Source organism: Brevibacillus choshinensis (assembly GCF_016811915.1).
GTDB lineage: Bacteria > Bacillota > Bacilli > Brevibacillales > Brevibacillaceae > Brevibacillus > Brevibacillus choshinensis_A.
Genome location: NZ_CP069127.1, coordinates 502,691 through 519,101 on the forward strand (window position 1 = coordinate 502,691; position 16,411 = coordinate 519,101).

A 16,411-nucleotide genomic window follows, 5' to 3' on the forward strand; every position below is an offset into this window, starting at 1 on the left:
ACTTCAAAAGGGATAAACGAATGTTTCCCGATCTCCTTCTCTTTTATCCCAAACATATCCGTCACATTTTTGATCTTTAAAAAACCTTAACAATGCCAACACAAAACAACAACATTCGACCTGTATAGTTTGTACTTGTAAGAGAGAAAAACAAACCGACCCTTTTAAGGAGGATTTTCATCAAATGAAAAAACTCAGCAAAATGTTCATGGCATTGACTTTTGTGGGTGCACTTCTCGCGGGCTGCGGAAGCAACAATGCTGCTCCGGCACCAGCTCAGCAACCGGCTGCTCAACCTTCGACACCAGCTCCGGAAGCTAACAATTCAGGTTCCGCTACGACTTCTCCCGGTGAGCCGGTAACTGCTGTCGGTTCTACCGCTTTGCAACCCCTGGTTGAGCAATCAGCCAAGGACTATATGGCAAAGAATCAAGGCGTTCAAATTCAAGTGCAAGGCGGAGGTAGCGGTACTGGTCTGAGCCAAGTGGCAAGCGGCGCTGCAACAATCGGTAACTCCGACATTTTTGCTGAAGAGAAAAAAGGAATTCCAGCAAACGAGCTGGTCGACCATAAAGTAGCGGTAGTCGGAATGGCTGCAGCTGTAAGCCCCAAAGTGAAAGTAGACAACTTGACGAAGCAACAGTTGATCGACATCTTCACGGGTAAAATCACCAACTGGAAAGATGTTGGCGGCGACGACATGAAAATCACCCTGGTAAATCGTCCGAAGTCCTCCGGTACTCGTGCAACTTTCAACAAGTTCGCTATGGACGGTAAAGAAGAAGCGGAAGGCATCACAGAGGATTCTTCGGGTACTGTTCGTAAAATCATCGCAGAAACACCTGGCGCAATCGGCTACCTGGCACTGTCCTATTTCAATGATTCTGTAAAAGCGTTGAAACTCGATGGCGTAGAAGCAAATGCAGAAAACATCACTACCAATAAATATCCAGTATGGGCTTATGAGCACATGTACACCAAAGGCGAACCAACTGGCAATGCAAAAGCATTCCTGGAGTTCATCCTGTCCGACGAAGTTCAAAAGAAAACCGTTACGGATCTGGGCTTCCTGCCAATCACAGACATGAAAGTAGAACGTGATGCGGAAGGGAAAGTAACGCAAAAATAAGAAGACATGAGCACAAGCGAAATAGAGGGGTGGGGGGGCACTTACCCCTCATTTTGCTTGCGTAGATGGGCAGCAATTGTTTTTCTAGGGAGGGAAATTATGAACCGTCGTAGTGAAGGGTCAACGATCATTGTAGATAAAAAGGTCGTGGGTGACGCCAAGAAGTCTGACAGCGAACGTCAATCTCTGATTGCTAGAAAAATGCTGACGTACAACAAACGTCAATTCACCGAAAACATCACCGGTAGGACCGTAGCGTTGGTATGTGCGGCTTTGCTGGTCATTGTCGTCTTGTCGATTACCTATTTTATTGCATCCAAAGGGCTCTCCACGTTCTTTGTTAATGGCGTGAGCATTAGTGAGTTTTTAACCCAGGTGAAATGGGATCCTGAGGGTGAGCCGGCCATGTACGGGGTATTCCCGTTTATTCTGGGTTCATTTCTGGTCACAGCCCTGGCGGCCATTATTGCAGCGCCGTTAGGAATCGGTGCAGCTATTTTCATGACGGAGATTTTCCCGAACTTCGGTAAAAAGGTGTTGAAGCCGGTTATCGAGCTGCTCGTGGGAATTCCTTCGGTTGTTTACGGTTATGTTGGTCTCAGCTTGCTCGTCCCATTCATTCGGGAACAATTTGACGTATTGGGCTTCAGCTTGCTGGCCGGTGGACTTGTGCTGGCATTGATGATTCTTCCTACGATCACAAGCGTGGCGACAGATGCGATCGAGGCAGTACCGCAAGACTTGCGGAACGCATCCTTGGCATTGGGCGCTACTCGTTGGCAAACGATTTGGAATGTCGTGCTGCATTCTTCCCTTCCAGGCTGCTTGACAGCCGTAGTACTGGGGATGGCCCGTGCATTTGGGGAAGCACTCGCTGTGCAGATGGTTATCGGAAATACGACAAAGCTCCCAGGCAGTCTGCTGGATCCAATCAGCACCCTGACGAGCGGAATTACTTTGAACATGGGGAATACGATTCAAGGCACTCCTTATAACAATGCACTCTGGTCAATGGCTTTGCTGCTCCTCGCGATGTCCTTTGTCTTCATCATGATCCTGCGCTTCCTCGGCAGAAAAAGGATGGTGAAATAAAATGAGAGCAAGAGTGATGGACCGCGCAGCTACGGTCGTTCTGACACTGATTGCGATTTTGATTATCGGTACGCTGGTAGGCTTGCTCGGTTTTATTTTGACCCAGGGCTGGCACAAGCTGAATCTGGACTTCCTCACTTCTCCGCCTGATATCGTGAATGCAGGTGGCGGGATTGGACCGCAATTGTTCAATTCCTTGTACTTGCTCGTATTGACGATGCTGATTGCCTTGCCGCTCGGTATCGGAGCAGGTATTTATATGGCTGAATACGCACCGGATAACAAGTTTACCCAGTTTATCCGGATGAGCATAGAAGTGTTGTCGTCGCTCCCATCGATCGTCGTGGGTCTGTTTGGTTTGCTGGTCTTCGTAAACATGACCGGCTGGGGTTACACCTTGTTCTCTGGCGCATTGGCTCTGACGGTGTTCAATTTGCCGCTGCTGGTTCGCGTGACCGAGGATGCTTTGCGCAACGTTCCGCGCAGCCAAAAGGAAGCGAGCTTGGCATTGGGAATTACGAAATGGCGCACGATTGTTTCTGTCATTTTGCCTGCTGCGCTCCCAGGGATCATCACCGGTGCGATTCTCGCGTCGGGTCGTGTGTTCGGGGAAGCGGCAGCGTTGCTCTTTACCGCCGGAATGTCTTCACCTAACTTGAACTTTACCGACTTTTCGTTTGGCAGTCCTACCTCGCCGCTCAATCCATTCCGCCCAGCCGAGACATTGGCTGTGCACATCTGGAAGGTAAACAGTGAGGGATTGACGCCGGATGCCCGTGATGTTGCCGATGGTGCTGCTGCTGTACTGATTATTGCCGTACTGCTCTTTAACGTTTCCGCTCGTTGGTTTGGCACATGGGTATACAAGAAGATGACGTCGGGATCCAACTAAGGAGGGTGTAGCTATGTCCGTACTCACCATGCAAGATACGATCATCCAAACCCGCGACGTTTCTGTTTTTTACGGGGAGAAGCGCGCGGTAAACAATATTAACATGGATATTGAACGCAATTCCGTTACAGCATTTATCGGCCCGTCTGGCTGCGGAAAGTCCACGCTCTTGCGCAGCCTGAACCGGATGAACGACCTGGTTCCGTCTTGCCGTGTCACCGGTTCGATTGTCGTCGATGGCATTGACATTAACAGCGAACAAGTCAATATTGAAGGACTGCGTCAAGTTGTCGGGATGGTATTCCAACGCGCGAATCCTTTCTTCAAGTCCATTTATGAAAATATCGCTTTCGCACCTCGTTTTCACGGAATGAGAGACAAACGTGAGCTGGATGAGTTGGTGGAAACCAGCCTGCGAAAGGCGGCGCTCTGGGATGAGGTCAAGGACCGCCTGAAGGATTCAGCGCTCTCCTTGTCCGGTGGTCAGCAGCAGCGTCTGTGCATCGCTCGTGCGATTGCGATGCAGCCGACGATCCTGCTCCTGGATGAGCCGGCATCTGCGCTGGACCCGATTTCCACCATGAAGATCGAGGAGCTGGTCATGCAGCTGAAGGAAGAGTACACGATCGTGATCGTGACGCACAACCTGCACCAGGCTGCACGCATTTCTGAGAGAACGGCATTCTTCCTGTTGGGAGAGCTAGTGGAAATGGATGAGACCTCGAAAATCTTCACATCGCCTGAAAATGAAAGAACGGAAGCGTACATTAGCGGCCGTTTTGGATGAGAAAAAGCCCTTCTTCGCATGTCTGCCATGCCGGAAGGGCTTTTTGCATGCAATCGGTAGGAGCGATGAGAAAAGCTCTCCTAGGCGGAGAGCTTTTCTTCGGTTTGAAAGAAGCTGATTTCCTGCTCCAGATCTTCAATGATGGCAGTGAGCCGCTCTGAATCGTGCAGGAACTGTTCGGATAGGGAGAGGCTCTCTTGCGTAGCGGCAACCGCTTGCTGCGTGCCAGAGACGACTTCCTGAGCAGATAACGAGAGGTTGTCCACTCGCTTCTGAATGGATTGACTTTGCTGATGGATGGAGACGGAAAGCTGTCTGATCGTTTCAAACTGTGAAGTGATCGTCTCGCTGATATGGACGGTTTGTTGGAAGATATCCGTCGCTTGATGGAGTGTCTGAATGCCGCTGATCGTCGTGTGATCCGTCAGCTCCAGACAATCGGAGACTCGCTCCATCCGTGTCTCCCCTGATTGAATGACCTGTTCGATGCGGGCAGTCGCTTCTTCGGTTTGCTCGGACAAGAGTCGGATTTCATCGGCAACGATTCCGAAGCCCAGCCCGGCCTGGCCCGCTCGAGATGCCTCGATCCGTGCATTGAAGGACAGCAGCTTGGTTCGTTTGGATATTTGCGAGATCAGGTCGAGGATCTCACGGATATCCACCATGCTTTCTTTCATCGCCGACATGGCGTGGAGCGAGGATTTCATGTCTTCCGAGATCTTGAGCATGCTGTCCTTTAATGAATCGATGGATGAGGATGCCTTCACGCTTTGCTTCACGGATTCCCGGTTTTGCTGGACTGCGGATTCCATAGAGTCTGTGATGCGAGACATTTCCGATGTGATGTGAGCCATGATGGAGTGGATATCATCGATCTGCACCTGCTGATGGTCCATTTCCTGCGAGAGTCGCTCCGTTACGGTTACTACTTCGCTCTGCATGGCGTGTGAGTGACGAGACCCGTTTCCGACAGTATGGGCGACCTGCTTGACATCCACGAGCACATGCTGGATTTTGCCGATGATCGAACGAATCTGCTGACTCATGCTATTGAAGCTGTCTGCGAGCTGGCGGATCTCGTCATTGCTATGAACCTTCATCGTTTGAAACAGATTGCCTTCACTGAAGGAGGACATTTTTTGCTGGACTTCCTTGACCGGTTTGATGATTTTGCGGACGAACAAGTATAAAAGAGCGGCGAGTGCGCAAAGCCCGACGATGGATATTGCGAGAATCGTCAGCTGCAGCGCATGGACTTCCCGCTTGACCTCCGCTACGGATTGAACGACGATCATGCCCCATTTGAGCGACGGGTCGTACTGATAGGCAGCGTAATAATCAGCTCCGCTAAGCGTCAGTTGCTTGAATCCGGATTGACCCGCCACCACATCTTGAACGACGCTGAGCTGGTTCATGTCAGGTCTCTTGAGGGCATACGTCTTGTCAGGATGAGCGACAAGCTTTCCTACCCGGTCGACGATCATGGCGTATCCCGTGTCACCCAGCTTGATCTGTCCGATGAACTCACTGAGCTTGGGAACAGAGACGAAGGCTACGATCACTCCGACGGCTTCTTCGTCTTCGTTACGCAACGGGAGGGATACGGCGATCTTGGGAAATTCGGTCTGGGAAAACTGGAAAACATCTGAAACGAATGTGGTTTTTTGGTCGATGGCTCCTGTAAACCAGTCTGTCTTTCGCGGATCGTAGTCAGTGCTCAGTGGTGAGCTGGGAAAGGTCAGGTAACGCCCATCCGTCGTCGCTACTTGGATTTCGGAGATGGTTGGATTGCTTGTCACGATATCGGACAGGATCCCGAATGTTTGTCCGTTTGACAGTTTGCTGTTTTTGTACGTGGAACCAAAGGACTGCAAGGCGGTTTCGATGGTGTGCACACGACTGACGGCTTTCTGCAAGGCAGAACCGGTGGCATCTTTCAACTGCTGGTTGGTTTTTTCATTCAGCATGGCTTCGGATTGATGACTGATGAAAAATGCTGCGATGGACATCATGCCGACGACCATGGCCAATATTCCGAAGAACAGCCGGGTGAAGATGGAGCGATAATGAATAGACGAATTGCCGTTACGTTTTTTTCTCAGCATCAAGTGCTCTCCCCTTATATGACAAAACGTTCAGCTTCATTGTAGGAGTTGCCAAGGAGGGAGTATATGGTTTGGCAGTAACATTTACCAGATCTTTACCTTGGGTGAAATCTTTATGGAAACTTAATAAAGATCATACAGAGTCCTAACATTGGCAAGCTATAGTGAATGAGAAAGTATGACGCCATTTACGAAGGAGCGAAAACCGTATGAGTGTGATTGCAGTCCGGGAGTTAAACCTCTTCTACGGTAATAAGCAGGCCCTCTATGATATAAATCTTGATGTGGAATCCCATTCGATCACTGCTTTGATCGGCCCGTCTGGCTGCGGGAAATCGACCTTTCTGCGGACATTGAATCGGATGAATGATTCCGTCGCAAATACAAAGATCACGGGAAGCGTAAAAGTGTTTGACGAAGACATCTACAGCTCGAGCGTTGAGGTGGAGCGTCTGCGAAAAAATATCGGGATGGTGTTCCAGCATCCGAATCCGTTTCCCAAAAGCATTTACGATAACATCACGTATGGCCCCAAGCTGCACGGTTTGACCGACCGTGACAAGCTGGACGAGATCGTGGAGAACAGCTTGAAAGCGGCTGCGTTGTGGGACGAGGTCAAAGATGTGTTGAAAAAGCCTGCGACGGGGCTGTCTGGCGGTCAACAACAGCGTCTGTGCATTGCGCGTGCGCTCGCTGTTCAGCCCAAAATCTTGCTGATGGATGAACCGACATCTGCTCTGGACCCGATCTCGACGGCCAAAATCGAAGAGTTGCTGGAGGAGCTGAAAAGCGTGTACACGATTGTCATCGTGACGCACAACATGCAGCAGGCAGCGCGTATTTCTGACAAGACCGCCTTTTTCCTCAATGGCGAATTGGTCGAGTTTGACATGACGCCGGCAATCTTCCAAAATCCATGCGATAAACGAACAGAGGATTATATTACCGGACGTTTCGGATAAGGACGAATTGTAGTAAGGTAGGAAGAGTAGGCTCATGAGTCTGCTCTTTTTCGCGTTTTTCAGCAGGATCAATTGAACGACAAACCATGGTCAAAAGAGGAGAATTTTAAAGTGGTCTTTATCTCAGTACTCATTTTTATCGCTACACTGACCTTGGTGATTTGGCAGCCGCGGGGATTGTCAATCGGTTATCCGGCAGTCGGAGGAGCCCTCCTGGCGCTGGCTACAGGCGTAGTGACGTTTGCGGACGTGGCAGAGGTTACGTCCATTGTCTGGAACGCGACGTTTGCACTTGTCGGGATCATTATCATTTCGCTTGTTTTGGATGAAATCGGATTTTTTGAATGGGCGGCCTTGCACATGGCCCGGCTGGCAAAGGGTAGCGGCCGCTTGATGTTCACGTACGTCATCTTGCTGGGAACGGTCGTCTCTGCGCTCTTTACCAACGACGGTACGGCATTGATACTGACCCCGATCGTCCTGGCGCAGGTGCGTGCGCTGCGGCTCGATCCCAAGATGGTGCTGGCTTTCGTGATGGCCAGCGGATTCATTGCGGATACGAGCTCGCTTCCCTTTGTGGTGAGCAATCTGGTGAATATCGTCTCCGCGGATTATTTCGGGATCGGTTTTGCGGAGTACGCTGCGCGGATGGTGCTGCCCACGCTCTTTTCCGCGGGTGCGAGTCTTGCTGTCCTGTTTTTCTATTTTCGCGGTAGCATCCCCAAAGTGGTGGATGTGACGCAGCTGAAAAGTCCTCGTGAGGCTATTCGAGACCAGAGGCTGTTCCTTCTGGCTTGGCCGATTCTCGCGGTGCTGCTAGTCGGATTTTTTATGAGTGAGTCCTTCCACGTCCCCGTCTCTTTTATCGTCACAGGAGCTGCACTCATCTTCTGCTTGGCTGCCAAAAGCAGCCCGGTTATCCAGATGCGCCGCATACTGAAGGAAGCTCCGTGGGTCGTCGTCATTTTTTCCATCGGGATGTACGTAGTGGTCTGGGGCTTGCACAATGCGAAATTGACGGATCTGGTGAAAGCGATGCTGGATACGCTGATGGATGACGGGTTGCTGGCCATGACGATCGGAGCTGGCTTTATTTCCGCCATCCTTTCGTCCCTGATGAACAACCTGCCGACCGTGATATTTAACGCCCTTGCCATCGACTCTACGGGGGCAGACGGAATCATGCGCGAAGCCATGATCTACGCCAACGTCATCGGCAGCGACCTGGGGCCCAAAATCACTCCGATCGGCTCCCTGGCGACGCTCCTTTGGCTGCACGTTCTCGGCAGAAAAGATGTCAAGATCACGTGGGGGCAATATTTCAGGACAGGCATTGTTCTTACAGTGCCGACCTTGCTGATTACACTGTTTGGCTTATATCTGACGTTGATATGGTTCGGTTGATGGATTGGCCCGCTGGCAGGATGTTGCCAGCGGTTTTTTTATTCGTGCGCAAAAGACGAGAATAGTACCCCATACACCCGGAAAAAATAGGCGCAAACGAAGAAGAGGAGGAAGTTTCCATGTGGCATGGTTGGCCGATTGAACGTGTCCTCATTTTGTTTACAGGACTTGCTTTTGCATTGGTAGCGGTACAGGTCACATTGTTTCACTCCCGACAAAACTTCCGTCACTGGGCGATGTGGGTGCCTGTCATAGAGCTACCGATATTTGCGGTTACGGCCATTGTTCTTTCCTTTGTGGATGCAGGGTGGCTGCGCTGGGTGTTTGCCTTCATGATGGTTGTCGGGATGGCTGGAGGGCTGTATGGCGGTTATTTGCACACGGTAGGAGTGGGGCAACGCGTCGGTGGCTTTTCTCAGGGACAGAATTTCCAGGTCGGGCCGCCGATTATTCTCCCACTGCTCATAACTGCCGTCTCTGCGCTGGGGCTCATTGCCCTGTATTGGGGGTGATGGCACATGGCAGAAGAACGTCGATATCCCGGCTATGACGTCTGGGAGCAGCATACCGAGTGGGATGGTCACACGAAAAAGGTCGTGGGCGCCAGACGAACGCCGCAGGTCTCCCATCAGTTTTTTACGCAGCCGGAGGCCATGCTGCTGCAGACGATCGTCAGTGTGCTCGTGGATGACCATCGCTTGGAAGTGCTGACCTACATCACGCAGCATCTGGATGATTCCGCGGCGAGTCCGATTGGGGAATCCCAGCGAAAGGTCGGATTACCTCCGAAAAAGGAGCTTTATCGGCTGGGGCTTGCAGGGGTGGATGCTGTGAGTCACGAGAAGTACGGAGCAGGCTTTGTGGCATTGAAGCCCGAGCAGCAGCAGGAAGTTTTGCAGGCCATTTCACAAAGCCAGACCGAACATGGGCAAGCGTGGGCAGGAGTGGTCCCGGCAGACTTTTTCAAGCGAATCCTCCATGATACCGTGTCGGCGTATTATTCGCACCCGCTGGTCTGGTCCGATATCGGCTATGGGGGACCAGCTTATCCGCGCGGGTATGTCCGAGTGGAGAAAGGATTGACAGATCCGTGGGAGGCGAAAGCAGATGGCAAGTGATGACCGGGTCATGCACCATAGCGATCACTATGATGGGCATCGTTCCCGCCATATGGACAATCGGAAATACGCAGATGGAGCGGATGTGTGCATCGTGGGAGCCGGTGCAGCTGGCGGGGTGCTCGCCTACGAGCTGGCAAAAGCCGGACTTCGCGTAGTCGTGATCGAAGCAGGGCCATTCTGGGATCCCCAGAGCGATTTTGCCAGCGACGAGCTGTCCATGCGGCGATTGGCCTGGCAGGAGACGCGGCTCGTGGCGGGGAAAGATCCTCTGCGACTGGGGCACAACAATTCAGGGCGTGGAGTAGGGGGAGGAACCGTTCATTTTACGGGTGTATTCCTGCGGTTTCATGAAAGTGATTTTAAGATCAAGACATTGGATGGGGTAGGCGAAGATTGGCCGATCACCTATCAGGATCTGGCTCCGTATTACGACAAGATCGAACGGGAAATTGCCGTCTCCGGACCCTCGCATTTTCCGTGGGGTGCATTTCGCGGGCCCTATCCATACCCGGTGCGTGAGCCGATCAGCGCCAATTCCCAGCTGTTTCGAGAGGCTTGCGAAAAGCTGGGCTACGATAGCGTGGTTGCACCGCTTGCGATCCTGTCTGGGCCGTTCGATGGGCGGCCGCCGTGCATCAATCGGGGGTTTTGCAATCAGGGCTGTATGCCGAATGCCAAGTACAGCGGATTGATCCACCATATTCCAAAGGCTATTGCGGAAGGAGCGGAAGTGCTGTCCGACTGCATGGTCACGGAAATATTGACGGCAGGCGACAAGGTCAGTGGCGTGCTGTTTACGCACGATGGCTTGACGCACCGGCAGATGGCCCGGGTCGTCATTTTGGCAGGCTTTGTGATTGAAACGCCACGGCTGCTCTTGAATTCGGCGACCTCCCGATTCCCGGACGGCCTTGCCAATTCCAGCGGGTGGGTAGGCAAAGCGATCATGCCGCATTCCAGCCACGACGTGTACGGTCGTCTTCCTGACGAAGTGCGGCTGTACAAAGGGACCCCGGTGCTTGCACTCACGCAGCATTTCTATGAGACTGAACGTGATCGCGGATTTGCTAGGGGCTATACCTTGAACGCGCACGGAGCAAGACCTGTCTCCATGGCAGGAGCGATTGCAGCTGAACGTGTGGACGGATCGTTTTTATGGGGGAAACAGCTCCGGGAGACGATGCTGGACTACAACATGTACGCGCGAGTGACGCTCGTAGGGGAAGTGCTGCCTCATCCGGACAATGCCATTACGCTCAGTGGGGAAAAAGATGAATACGGAATGCCTGTCCCCAAAGTAACCTTCAGCTACCAGGAAAATGACCGCTTGCTCTATCAGCATGCCATAGGCACAATGGAGCAGATCATAGAAGCCATGGGTGGAATACCGGAGCACGTCGTCTCGGATACGGCACATTTGATGGGAGGATGTCGGATGGGGAACGATCCATCGACCTCGGTCGTAAACGAGTTTGGTCAGTCGCACGACATTTCCAACCTTTTCATAGCAGGTGCTTCTACCTTTGTCACATCCAGTGCCAGCAATCCGACAAACACAGTAATGGCGCTGGCTGCACGCACCGCGGATAAGCTGATCGAGGCCATGAAACAGCGTGATGTCCCGTGAGCATTCACGGAACTTTTACGTTCATCTCTTCCCCACCGAACAAAACATATTGTATACTGGGAAACAGATAAGCAAGGCAAAGGTGGGTTAGTATGGATATGGATTTAATGCAGGTACTGTTTTTGTCCGAGGTTTATAAGCTGCTTGGTGACAAGACGCGACTGACGATCATGGCTCTCCTGCAAGTGCAGTCCCTATGTGTTCGTGATCTCGTGGAGATTCTGCAGACTTCCCAACCCTCTGTTTCCCAGCACTTAGCGAAGTTAAAGACACATGGTTTGGTAAAAGAGCGGAGGAAGGGACCATGGGTTTTCTACTCGGTAAATACAGAGTGCGCTCCTGCAGTTCAGCAGATTTTGTCTAATTTGCCGGATATGTCGCCTGTCATCAAACAAAAATCAGCCGAGAATGAACCATCTTTCGGCTGATCCGTCTTTTGAAAGCGTTAGATCACTGGAGATCTAGCGCTTTTTTTACGTGGTAAGAATGGAACGCGGCAAGCTTCCATTCTGGAACGCATAAGGGCTTCCGCTATACGCGGTCGCTCATCTGTGATCTTACAGCGATAAAGCCTTTTTTATTTCTTCCTTGTCAAAACCGTGAATGACGTATTCCTCGCCATTGTCTTTCTTGATATGAGTGACAGGGGTCATGCTGGCACCCAGATTGATGGCTTCCTGGAAGTACGTGTCGTTTTTGCGAATATCGCGGTCCTCAAAAGCAACCTGCTGGCTGGTGAGCCACATTTTTTCCTCTTGGCAAGGTCCGCATGTAGTTTGCGTGTAAATAATGACGGTAGTAGCCATAGGGATGGCGCTCCTTTCTTATTGCAGAAGTAAGAAACATTTCTTTCGCTTTTTAACGGGTAATTCCTGCCTGAGCCTGCACTTCTGAAAAGGCCCAGTACTTAGCTTGTGCGAATCGGTGCTTTTGCTAACTCGGCGATTTTGGGAAAAACAGGATGGATACCTCCACCTTGACCGGTACAAATTATATTCAGTGACGTCGAGGAGGTGAATGGAACGATGCCTAAACAAAACAAACAAGCTGGAATGAACCGTGCACAAAATGCTGCTACTGAATTCGCTAGCGAGACCAACGTGTCTGAGGTTCGCCGTCAGAACCAACAATCCGCTGCGAACACTGGTGCTGGTGCAGCTGGTCAAACCGCTACTGAATTTGGTAGCGAGACCAACGCGTCTGAGGTTCGCCGTCAGAACCAACAATCCGCAGCGCGATCTGCTGGCCAAGCTGGCCAAGCTACTGAGTAGTAGCAAGGCACTGCAACCCTCGCTTCTTGGCGGGGGTTGTTTTTATTTCACCTTGCCAACAATGGATGGGGAGTGATACGTTGACAGCAGAAATATGCAGGACAGGAGCGGAATGGATTCATGATTCTAGGTATTGGCATCGATATGATTGAAATCGAACGAATCGATAGACTGTTGAAGAGGCAGCCGAAAGCTTGCCAGCGTTTTTTAACCGAGGCGGAGCGGGCGCTGCTTGCGGGAAAGTCTGAGACGAGGCAGTCCGAGCTGGTAGCAGGACGTTACGCTGCCAAGGAAGCGGGAGCAAAAGCTCTGGGGACAGGGATCGGGGAGGTATTGAGCTTTCTGGACATGGAAATACTGCCGAGCCGCAGTGGAAAGCCAGAGATGTCATTCCAACCAGAAGTCTATCGAAGACTTGGGCTGGAGCCTTCTCGCATTCGGGTTCACCTGAGCATTTCCCATAGCCAATCTCATGCGATTGCGCAGGTTGTTGTGGAAGAGCTGTAACTTGTCTGCATATTGGGACGAGGATGGACATACATTTATATCGCGTAGATCAGGAGGGACTACCTGCTCTTACACAGGAAGGGTAAGTCTTGAAGCCGATCCAGCGATATCGAGTCCCACTCCCAGAAGAAGGTGCAGAATATTGACACGATGTGTGCCGAAGAGGCGAAGGACTGACAGATTTCCCAGGAAATAGACAGGGATGCCCTTCTTTGTCGAAAATGTTGACAAGGAGGAGTTCATTGAATGAAACGGGCAGCTTTTCCACTGGTGTTATTGTTGGTCTTTACCCTGCTGCTCGGCGGCTGCTTTGGTCAAAAAACACCCGAAGATGTGGTGAGTGACTTGAGCGGTACGCTGGACAAGATGGCTGGCTACAAGTCTCAAGCAGTGTTGACCATGCAAACTGGCTCTACTCCCATGGAGTACGACGTGCAGGTATGGTACGAGAAACCCACCAATTATCGGGTAGCACTGACTTCCAAGCAACGTGGCATCACTCAGATTATCCTGCGGAATAGCGAAGGGGTTTTCGTTCTCACGCCACATTTGAACAAGAGCTTCCGCTTCCAGAGCGGTTGGCCAGAAAACAACGGACCACTCTATCTGTACGAAACGCTCATTCGCAGCATTATCGACGATGCGGAGCGTCAAATGAAGATGGACGACAAGCAGTACGTCTTTGAAGTGAAAGCAAATTACAGTGGAAATCGCTCGTTGACCAAGCAGAAAATTTGGCTGACGGAAGATTTCAAACCGACACATGCAGAAATTATGGATTCGAGCATGAATCCGCTCGTGAAGATCGACTTCTCGGAATTTGTGTTCAATCCGTCTTTCGACAAGGATGCCTTTGACAAGGATCGCAACATGACGACAAGCTCACTGACTTCCATCCCTACAATGGCTCAGCCGAATGGACAAGTGGCTCAGCTGCCGTCCAGTCAGTTCGGTGTAATCGTACCCACTTATGTGCCACAAGGGGTGCAGCAAGGCGATATCGAGCCGGTCACGCGTGATGGAGTGCGCACAGTCGTATTGAGCTACAAAGGAGCCTACAACTATAAGCTGACAGAGGCACGCCCGACCGAAGCATCGGTTTCCTACGAGCAGGGCATGCCGATTGATCTAGGCTTTACCATTGGGGTTCTGGCACAGACGACAGACAATCGACGCTACCTCACATGGGAGCTGGATGGCGTAGAGTTCATGATGGCAGGAGATCTGCCGGAAGAAGAAATGGTGAAGGTTGCCCAGTCGACTTACGGCATAGGCGGCAAATAATAACGGGAGAGGGGACGGTGCGAACCGTCCTCTTTATTTTTTTTCCGCCTCACTATCTGGAACGCAAAAACCCTTCCTTTGCTTCAGGAGAGGCTATCATGGTTGCACACGGCTTTCCCAACAGTTTTCCACTTTTCTCAAACGGGAATCTAAAAATGCCCAGGGCTTTGGTACGAATGAGGAGCTCTTGTCCCTTCTGAGTCTGGATGAAGCCAAGCTGCAGGAAGAGCTGAAGGCTGGCAAATCATTGGCTGAAGTAGCAGGGGTCCAAGGCGTGGTAGAAGACGATGTGATCGCGCTTTTGGTGAAGCAGCACGAGGAAAGACTGTCGGAAGCTGTAACGGCTGGCAAACTGACTCAAGAAGAGGCGGACAAACGCAGCGAGGAGATGGAGGCGTTTGTGAAAAATATGGTGGAGAACAAGCATCAGCCAAAAGAGAGTACAGATGAGGCCGAACAAAAATAGGGGAGATTGAGCAGGGGCAATGCCTCTGCTCTTTTTCTTTCCTCCGGATTTCCGACGAGAGTGGAGGAGGTGGAAATGTGGAAAAGCAAAATGAACTTTCCCTACAGTTTTCCACTTTTCTCAAACCGGAATCTAAGAAAGCCCATGTACACTTAGTCTTGTACCAGAGGAGGTACATAAATCAAGCCAAGCGATGAAAGGATGGAGAGAATATATGTTTAGCAAAGCAAAGATGGGTATGCTCATGGGAGCGATGGCAGCCGTACTGAGTATCGGAAGTCTGGGAAGCGCACTGGCAGCTGACACGACACAGACTCAAACACAAACACAATCCCAAGATTTGAATAAACCGGCAGAAGTCAAATTTGGAGCAGGAAAAATGGGGCACCGAGGTGGTTTCGGAATCTCCATGAAGGAAAACACAGAGCTGCTGTCCCTCCTGAAGCTGGATGCAGCCAAGCTTGCGGAAGAGCTGAAGGCAGGTAAAACGCTGGCGGCTGTAGCAGAAGCTCAAGGAGTGGATGAAGATGATGTGATCGCACTTCTCGTGAAGCAGCAGGAAGAAAAACTGGCAGAAGCGGTGAAAGCGGGCAAGCTCACGCAAGAGCAGGCTGACAAGATGAAGGAAAACGCTGCCGATCGCATCAAAGAACAGCTGGAAAACACGCATCAAGGCAAAGGCATTGGCGGTGGCTTCGGCTTTGACAAGAACGAAGAGCTGCTGTCTCTCTTGAAGCTGGATGCGGGCAAACTGCAGGAAGAGCTGAAAGCCGGTAAAACGCTGACAGCGATCGCAGAGGCACAAGGTGTGGATGAAGACGATGTGATCGCCCTTCTGGTGAAGCAGCAGGAAGAAAAACTGGCAGAAGCGGTGAAAGCAGGCAAGCTCACGCAAGAGCAGGCTGACAAGATGAACGAAAACGCTGCCGATCGCGTGAAAGAACAGCTGGAGAGAACGCATCAAGGCAAAGGCTTTGGATTCGGCTTTCGCTTTGATGACAACGAAGAGCTGCTGTCCCTTTTGAAGCTGGATGCGGATAAATTGCAGGAAGAGCTGAAGGCAGGCAAAACGCTGGCAGCGATCGCGGAAGCACAGGGCGTGGATGAAGAAGACCTCATCGCACTTTTGGTAAAACAGCAGGAAGAGAAGCTGGCGGAAGTAGTGAAAGCCGGCAAGCTTACCCAAGAGCAAGCGGACCAATTGAGCAAAAATGCAGCTGAGAAAGTAAAAGCGATGGTGGAGGCCACCCATCAGGATCGCGGACACGGAAAGGGCTTTCACTTCGGAATCGGGAAAAGCGAAGAGCTCCTGACTCTGCTGAAACTGGATGAAGCCAAGCTGAAAGAAGAGTTGACTGCAGGCAAAACGCTGGCAGCAATCGCAGAGGCACAAGGTGTGGATGAAGACGATGTGATCGCCTTTCTGGTGAAGCAGCAGGAAGAGCGACTGGCAGAAGCGGTAAAAGCCGGCAAACTCACTCAAGAAGAAGCGGACAAGCGAAGCGAGGAATTCAAAGCTGTGGCCAAAAAAGTTGTGGAAGGAACGTTTGAAAAAGTAGTCTTCCCAGGGAAAGACAAGACTTCTAAAGAAGAAACCACGACGGAACAATAATTCAATCAGCAACTAGGATGTCCCCCAAAGTAGGCAAACTACGAAGGGGGCGTCTTTTTTTTGTATGGCAGTGTAATTTGAAGACTTTATGATATTTAATTGGGTTACCACATGAAATATTCTTCTCCACCCCAGCCCCAATTGCGCATTTC

The 16,411-nt window shown here is 51.2% G+C and carries 17 protein-coding genes; 15 read left to right on the top strand and 2 right to left on the bottom strand.

The features are described from left to right. Nucleotides 1-184 precede the first annotated feature (184 nt). The 4 genes from JNE38_RS02735 to pstB (JNE38_RS02750) all read left to right on the top strand — a co-directional run bounded on the left by JNE38_RS02735 (nucleotide 185) and on the right by pstB (JNE38_RS02750) (nucleotide 3,900). Nucleotides 185-1,129: a phosphate ABC transporter substrate-binding protein gene (locus tag JNE38_RS02735; protein ID WP_203355152.1), complete on the top strand. Its 945-nt coding sequence runs from the start codon at nucleotides 185-187 to the stop codon at nucleotides 1,127-1,129. 201 nt (nucleotides 1,130-1,330) lie between these two features. After that, a complete protein-coding gene (gene pstC, locus JNE38_RS02740) occupies nucleotides 1,331-2,221 on the top strand; it encodes a phosphate ABC transporter permease subunit PstC (RefSeq protein WP_203357392.1) in 891 nt (296 codons plus the stop codon). Between the two features lies 1 nt (nucleotide 2,222). Beyond that, nucleotides 2,223-3,113 carry a phosphate ABC transporter permease PstA gene (pstA, locus tag JNE38_RS02745; protein ID WP_203355153.1) on the top strand — a complete coding sequence of 297 codons (891 nt, stop codon included), beginning with the start codon at nucleotides 2,223-2,225 and terminating at the stop codon, nucleotides 3,111-3,113. A gap of 13 nt (nucleotides 3,114-3,126) precedes the next feature. After that, on the top strand, nucleotides 3,127-3,900 hold the full coding sequence (gene pstB, locus JNE38_RS02750) for a phosphate ABC transporter ATP-binding protein PstB (protein WP_203355154.1): 774 nt from the start codon (nucleotides 3,127-3,129) through the stop codon (nucleotides 3,898-3,900). 80 nt (nucleotides 3,901-3,980) lie between these two features. Here the strand turns inward: pstB (JNE38_RS02750) and JNE38_RS02755 are convergent, their stop codons facing one another. Beyond that, nucleotides 3,981-6,005, bottom strand: a complete 2,025-nt coding sequence (locus tag JNE38_RS02755) for a methyl-accepting chemotaxis protein (protein WP_203355155.1) — start codon at nucleotides 6,003-6,005, stop codon at nucleotides 3,981-3,983. A gap of 209 nt (nucleotides 6,006-6,214) precedes the next feature. Between JNE38_RS02755 and pstB (JNE38_RS02760) the strand changes: the two genes are divergently transcribed. From pstB (JNE38_RS02760) to JNE38_RS02785, 6 genes are all read left to right on the top strand, one after another. Continuing rightward, nucleotides 6,215-6,967 (top strand): phosphate ABC transporter ATP-binding protein PstB, encoded by a 753-nt coding sequence (gene pstB, locus JNE38_RS02760; RefSeq protein WP_203355156.1) that lies wholly within the window; start codon nucleotides 6,215-6,217, stop codon nucleotides 6,965-6,967. A 111-nt stretch (nucleotides 6,968-7,078) separates the two neighbouring features. Further along, a complete protein-coding gene (locus tag JNE38_RS02765; protein ID WP_203355157.1) occupies nucleotides 7,079-8,371 on the top strand; it encodes an arsenic transporter in 1,293 nt (430 codons plus the stop codon). 119 nt (nucleotides 8,372-8,490) lie between these two features. Then, nucleotides 8,491-8,883, top strand: a complete 393-nt coding sequence (locus JNE38_RS02770) for a hypothetical protein (protein WP_203355158.1) — start codon at nucleotides 8,491-8,493, stop codon at nucleotides 8,881-8,883. Between the two features lie 6 nt (nucleotides 8,884-8,889). Continuing rightward, nucleotides 8,890-9,489, top strand: a complete 600-nt coding sequence (locus JNE38_RS02775; RefSeq protein WP_203355159.1) for a gluconate 2-dehydrogenase subunit 3 family protein — start codon at nucleotides 8,890-8,892, stop codon at nucleotides 9,487-9,489. Nucleotides 9,490-9,541: 52 nt separating this feature from the next. Beyond that, nucleotides 9,542-11,119, top strand: coding sequence for a GMC family oxidoreductase (locus tag JNE38_RS02780; RefSeq protein WP_203357393.1), 1,578 nt, complete (start codon nucleotides 9,542-9,544; stop codon nucleotides 11,117-11,119). Nucleotides 11,120-11,211: 92 nt separating this feature from the next. Then, complete coding sequence (locus JNE38_RS02785; RefSeq protein WP_203355160.1) at nucleotides 11,212-11,547, top strand: ArsR/SmtB family transcription factor; 336 nt, start codon at nucleotides 11,212-11,214, stop codon at nucleotides 11,545-11,547. Nucleotides 11,548-11,676: 129 nt separating this feature from the next. On the opposite strand, the gene JNE38_RS02790 is transcribed toward JNE38_RS02785, so the two are convergent. Beyond that, the gene (locus JNE38_RS02790) at nucleotides 11,677-11,925 is read right to left on the bottom strand and encodes a glutaredoxin family protein (protein ID WP_203355161.1); all 249 of its coding nucleotides are present in this window, start codon (nucleotides 11,923-11,925) and stop codon (nucleotides 11,677-11,679) included. A gap of 219 nt (nucleotides 11,926-12,144) precedes the next feature. Here JNE38_RS02790 and JNE38_RS02795 point away from each other — a divergent pair, with 219 nt between their 5' ends. From JNE38_RS02795 to JNE38_RS02815, 5 genes are all read left to right on the top strand, one after another. Further along, nucleotides 12,145-12,390 carry a gamma-type small acid-soluble spore protein gene (locus tag JNE38_RS02795; RefSeq protein WP_203355162.1) on the top strand — a complete coding sequence of 82 codons (246 nt, stop codon included), beginning with the start codon at nucleotides 12,145-12,147 and terminating at the stop codon, nucleotides 12,388-12,390. A 120-nt stretch (nucleotides 12,391-12,510) separates the two neighbouring features. Continuing rightward, nucleotides 12,511-12,897: a holo-ACP synthase gene (gene acpS, locus JNE38_RS02800; RefSeq protein ID WP_203355163.1), complete on the top strand. Its 387-nt coding sequence runs from the start codon at nucleotides 12,511-12,513 to the stop codon at nucleotides 12,895-12,897. Between the two features lie 246 nt (nucleotides 12,898-13,143). Then, a complete protein-coding gene (locus JNE38_RS02805; RefSeq protein ID WP_203355164.1) occupies nucleotides 13,144-14,181 on the top strand; it encodes an outer membrane lipoprotein-sorting protein in 1,038 nt (345 codons plus the stop codon). A 187-nt stretch (nucleotides 14,182-14,368) separates the two neighbouring features. Further along, complete coding sequence (locus tag JNE38_RS02810; protein WP_238933538.1) at nucleotides 14,369-14,647, top strand: hypothetical protein; 279 nt, start codon at nucleotides 14,369-14,371, stop codon at nucleotides 14,645-14,647. A 214-nt stretch (nucleotides 14,648-14,861) separates the two neighbouring features. Continuing rightward, a complete protein-coding gene (locus tag JNE38_RS02815; RefSeq protein ID WP_203355165.1) occupies nucleotides 14,862-16,259 on the top strand; it encodes a coiled-coil domain-containing protein in 1,398 nt (465 codons plus the stop codon). The last annotated feature ends 152 nt before the right edge of the window (nucleotides 16,260-16,411 follow it).

Coding starts and splice junctions, on each gene's coding strand:
- pstB (WP_203355154.1), top strand. CDS start 3,127: ATGTCCGTACTCACCATGCAAGATACGATCATCCAAACCCGCGACGTT.
- JNE38_RS02785 (WP_203355160.1), top strand. CDS start 11,212: ATGGATATGGATTTAATGCAGGTACTGTTTTTGTCCGAGGTTTATAAG.
- JNE38_RS02795 (WP_203355162.1), top strand. CDS start 12,145: ATGCCTAAACAAAACAAACAAGCTGGAATGAACCGTGCACAAAATGCT.
- JNE38_RS02780 (WP_203357393.1), top strand. CDS start 9,542: ATGGACAATCGGAAATACGCAGATGGAGCGGATGTGTGCATCGTGGGA.
- JNE38_RS02735 (WP_203355152.1), top strand. CDS start 185: ATGAAAAAACTCAGCAAAATGTTCATGGCATTGACTTTTGTGGGTGCA.
- JNE38_RS02775 (WP_203355159.1), top strand. CDS start 8,890: ATGGCAGAAGAACGTCGATATCCCGGCTATGACGTCTGGGAGCAGCAT.
- JNE38_RS02790 (WP_203355161.1), bottom strand. CDS start 11,925: ATGGCTACTACCGTCATTATTTACACGCAAACTACATGCGGACCTTGC.
- acpS (WP_203355163.1), top strand. CDS start 12,511: ATGATTCTAGGTATTGGCATCGATATGATTGAAATCGAACGAATCGAT.
- pstC (WP_203357392.1), top strand. CDS start 1,331: ATGCTGACGTACAACAAACGTCAATTCACCGAAAACATCACCGGTAGG.
- JNE38_RS02815 (WP_203355165.1), top strand. CDS start 14,862: ATGTTTAGCAAAGCAAAGATGGGTATGCTCATGGGAGCGATGGCAGCC.
- JNE38_RS02755 (WP_203355155.1), bottom strand. CDS start 6,005: ATGCTGAGAAAAAAACGTAACGGCAATTCGTCTATTCATTATCGCTCC.
- JNE38_RS02805 (WP_203355164.1), top strand. CDS start 13,144: ATGAAACGGGCAGCTTTTCCACTGGTGTTATTGTTGGTCTTTACCCTG.
- JNE38_RS02770 (WP_203355158.1), top strand. CDS start 8,491: ATGTGGCATGGTTGGCCGATTGAACGTGTCCTCATTTTGTTTACAGGA.
- pstA (WP_203355153.1), top strand. CDS start 2,223: ATGAGAGCAAGAGTGATGGACCGCGCAGCTACGGTCGTTCTGACACTG.
- pstB (WP_203355156.1), top strand. CDS start 6,215: ATGAGTGTGATTGCAGTCCGGGAGTTAAACCTCTTCTACGGTAATAAG.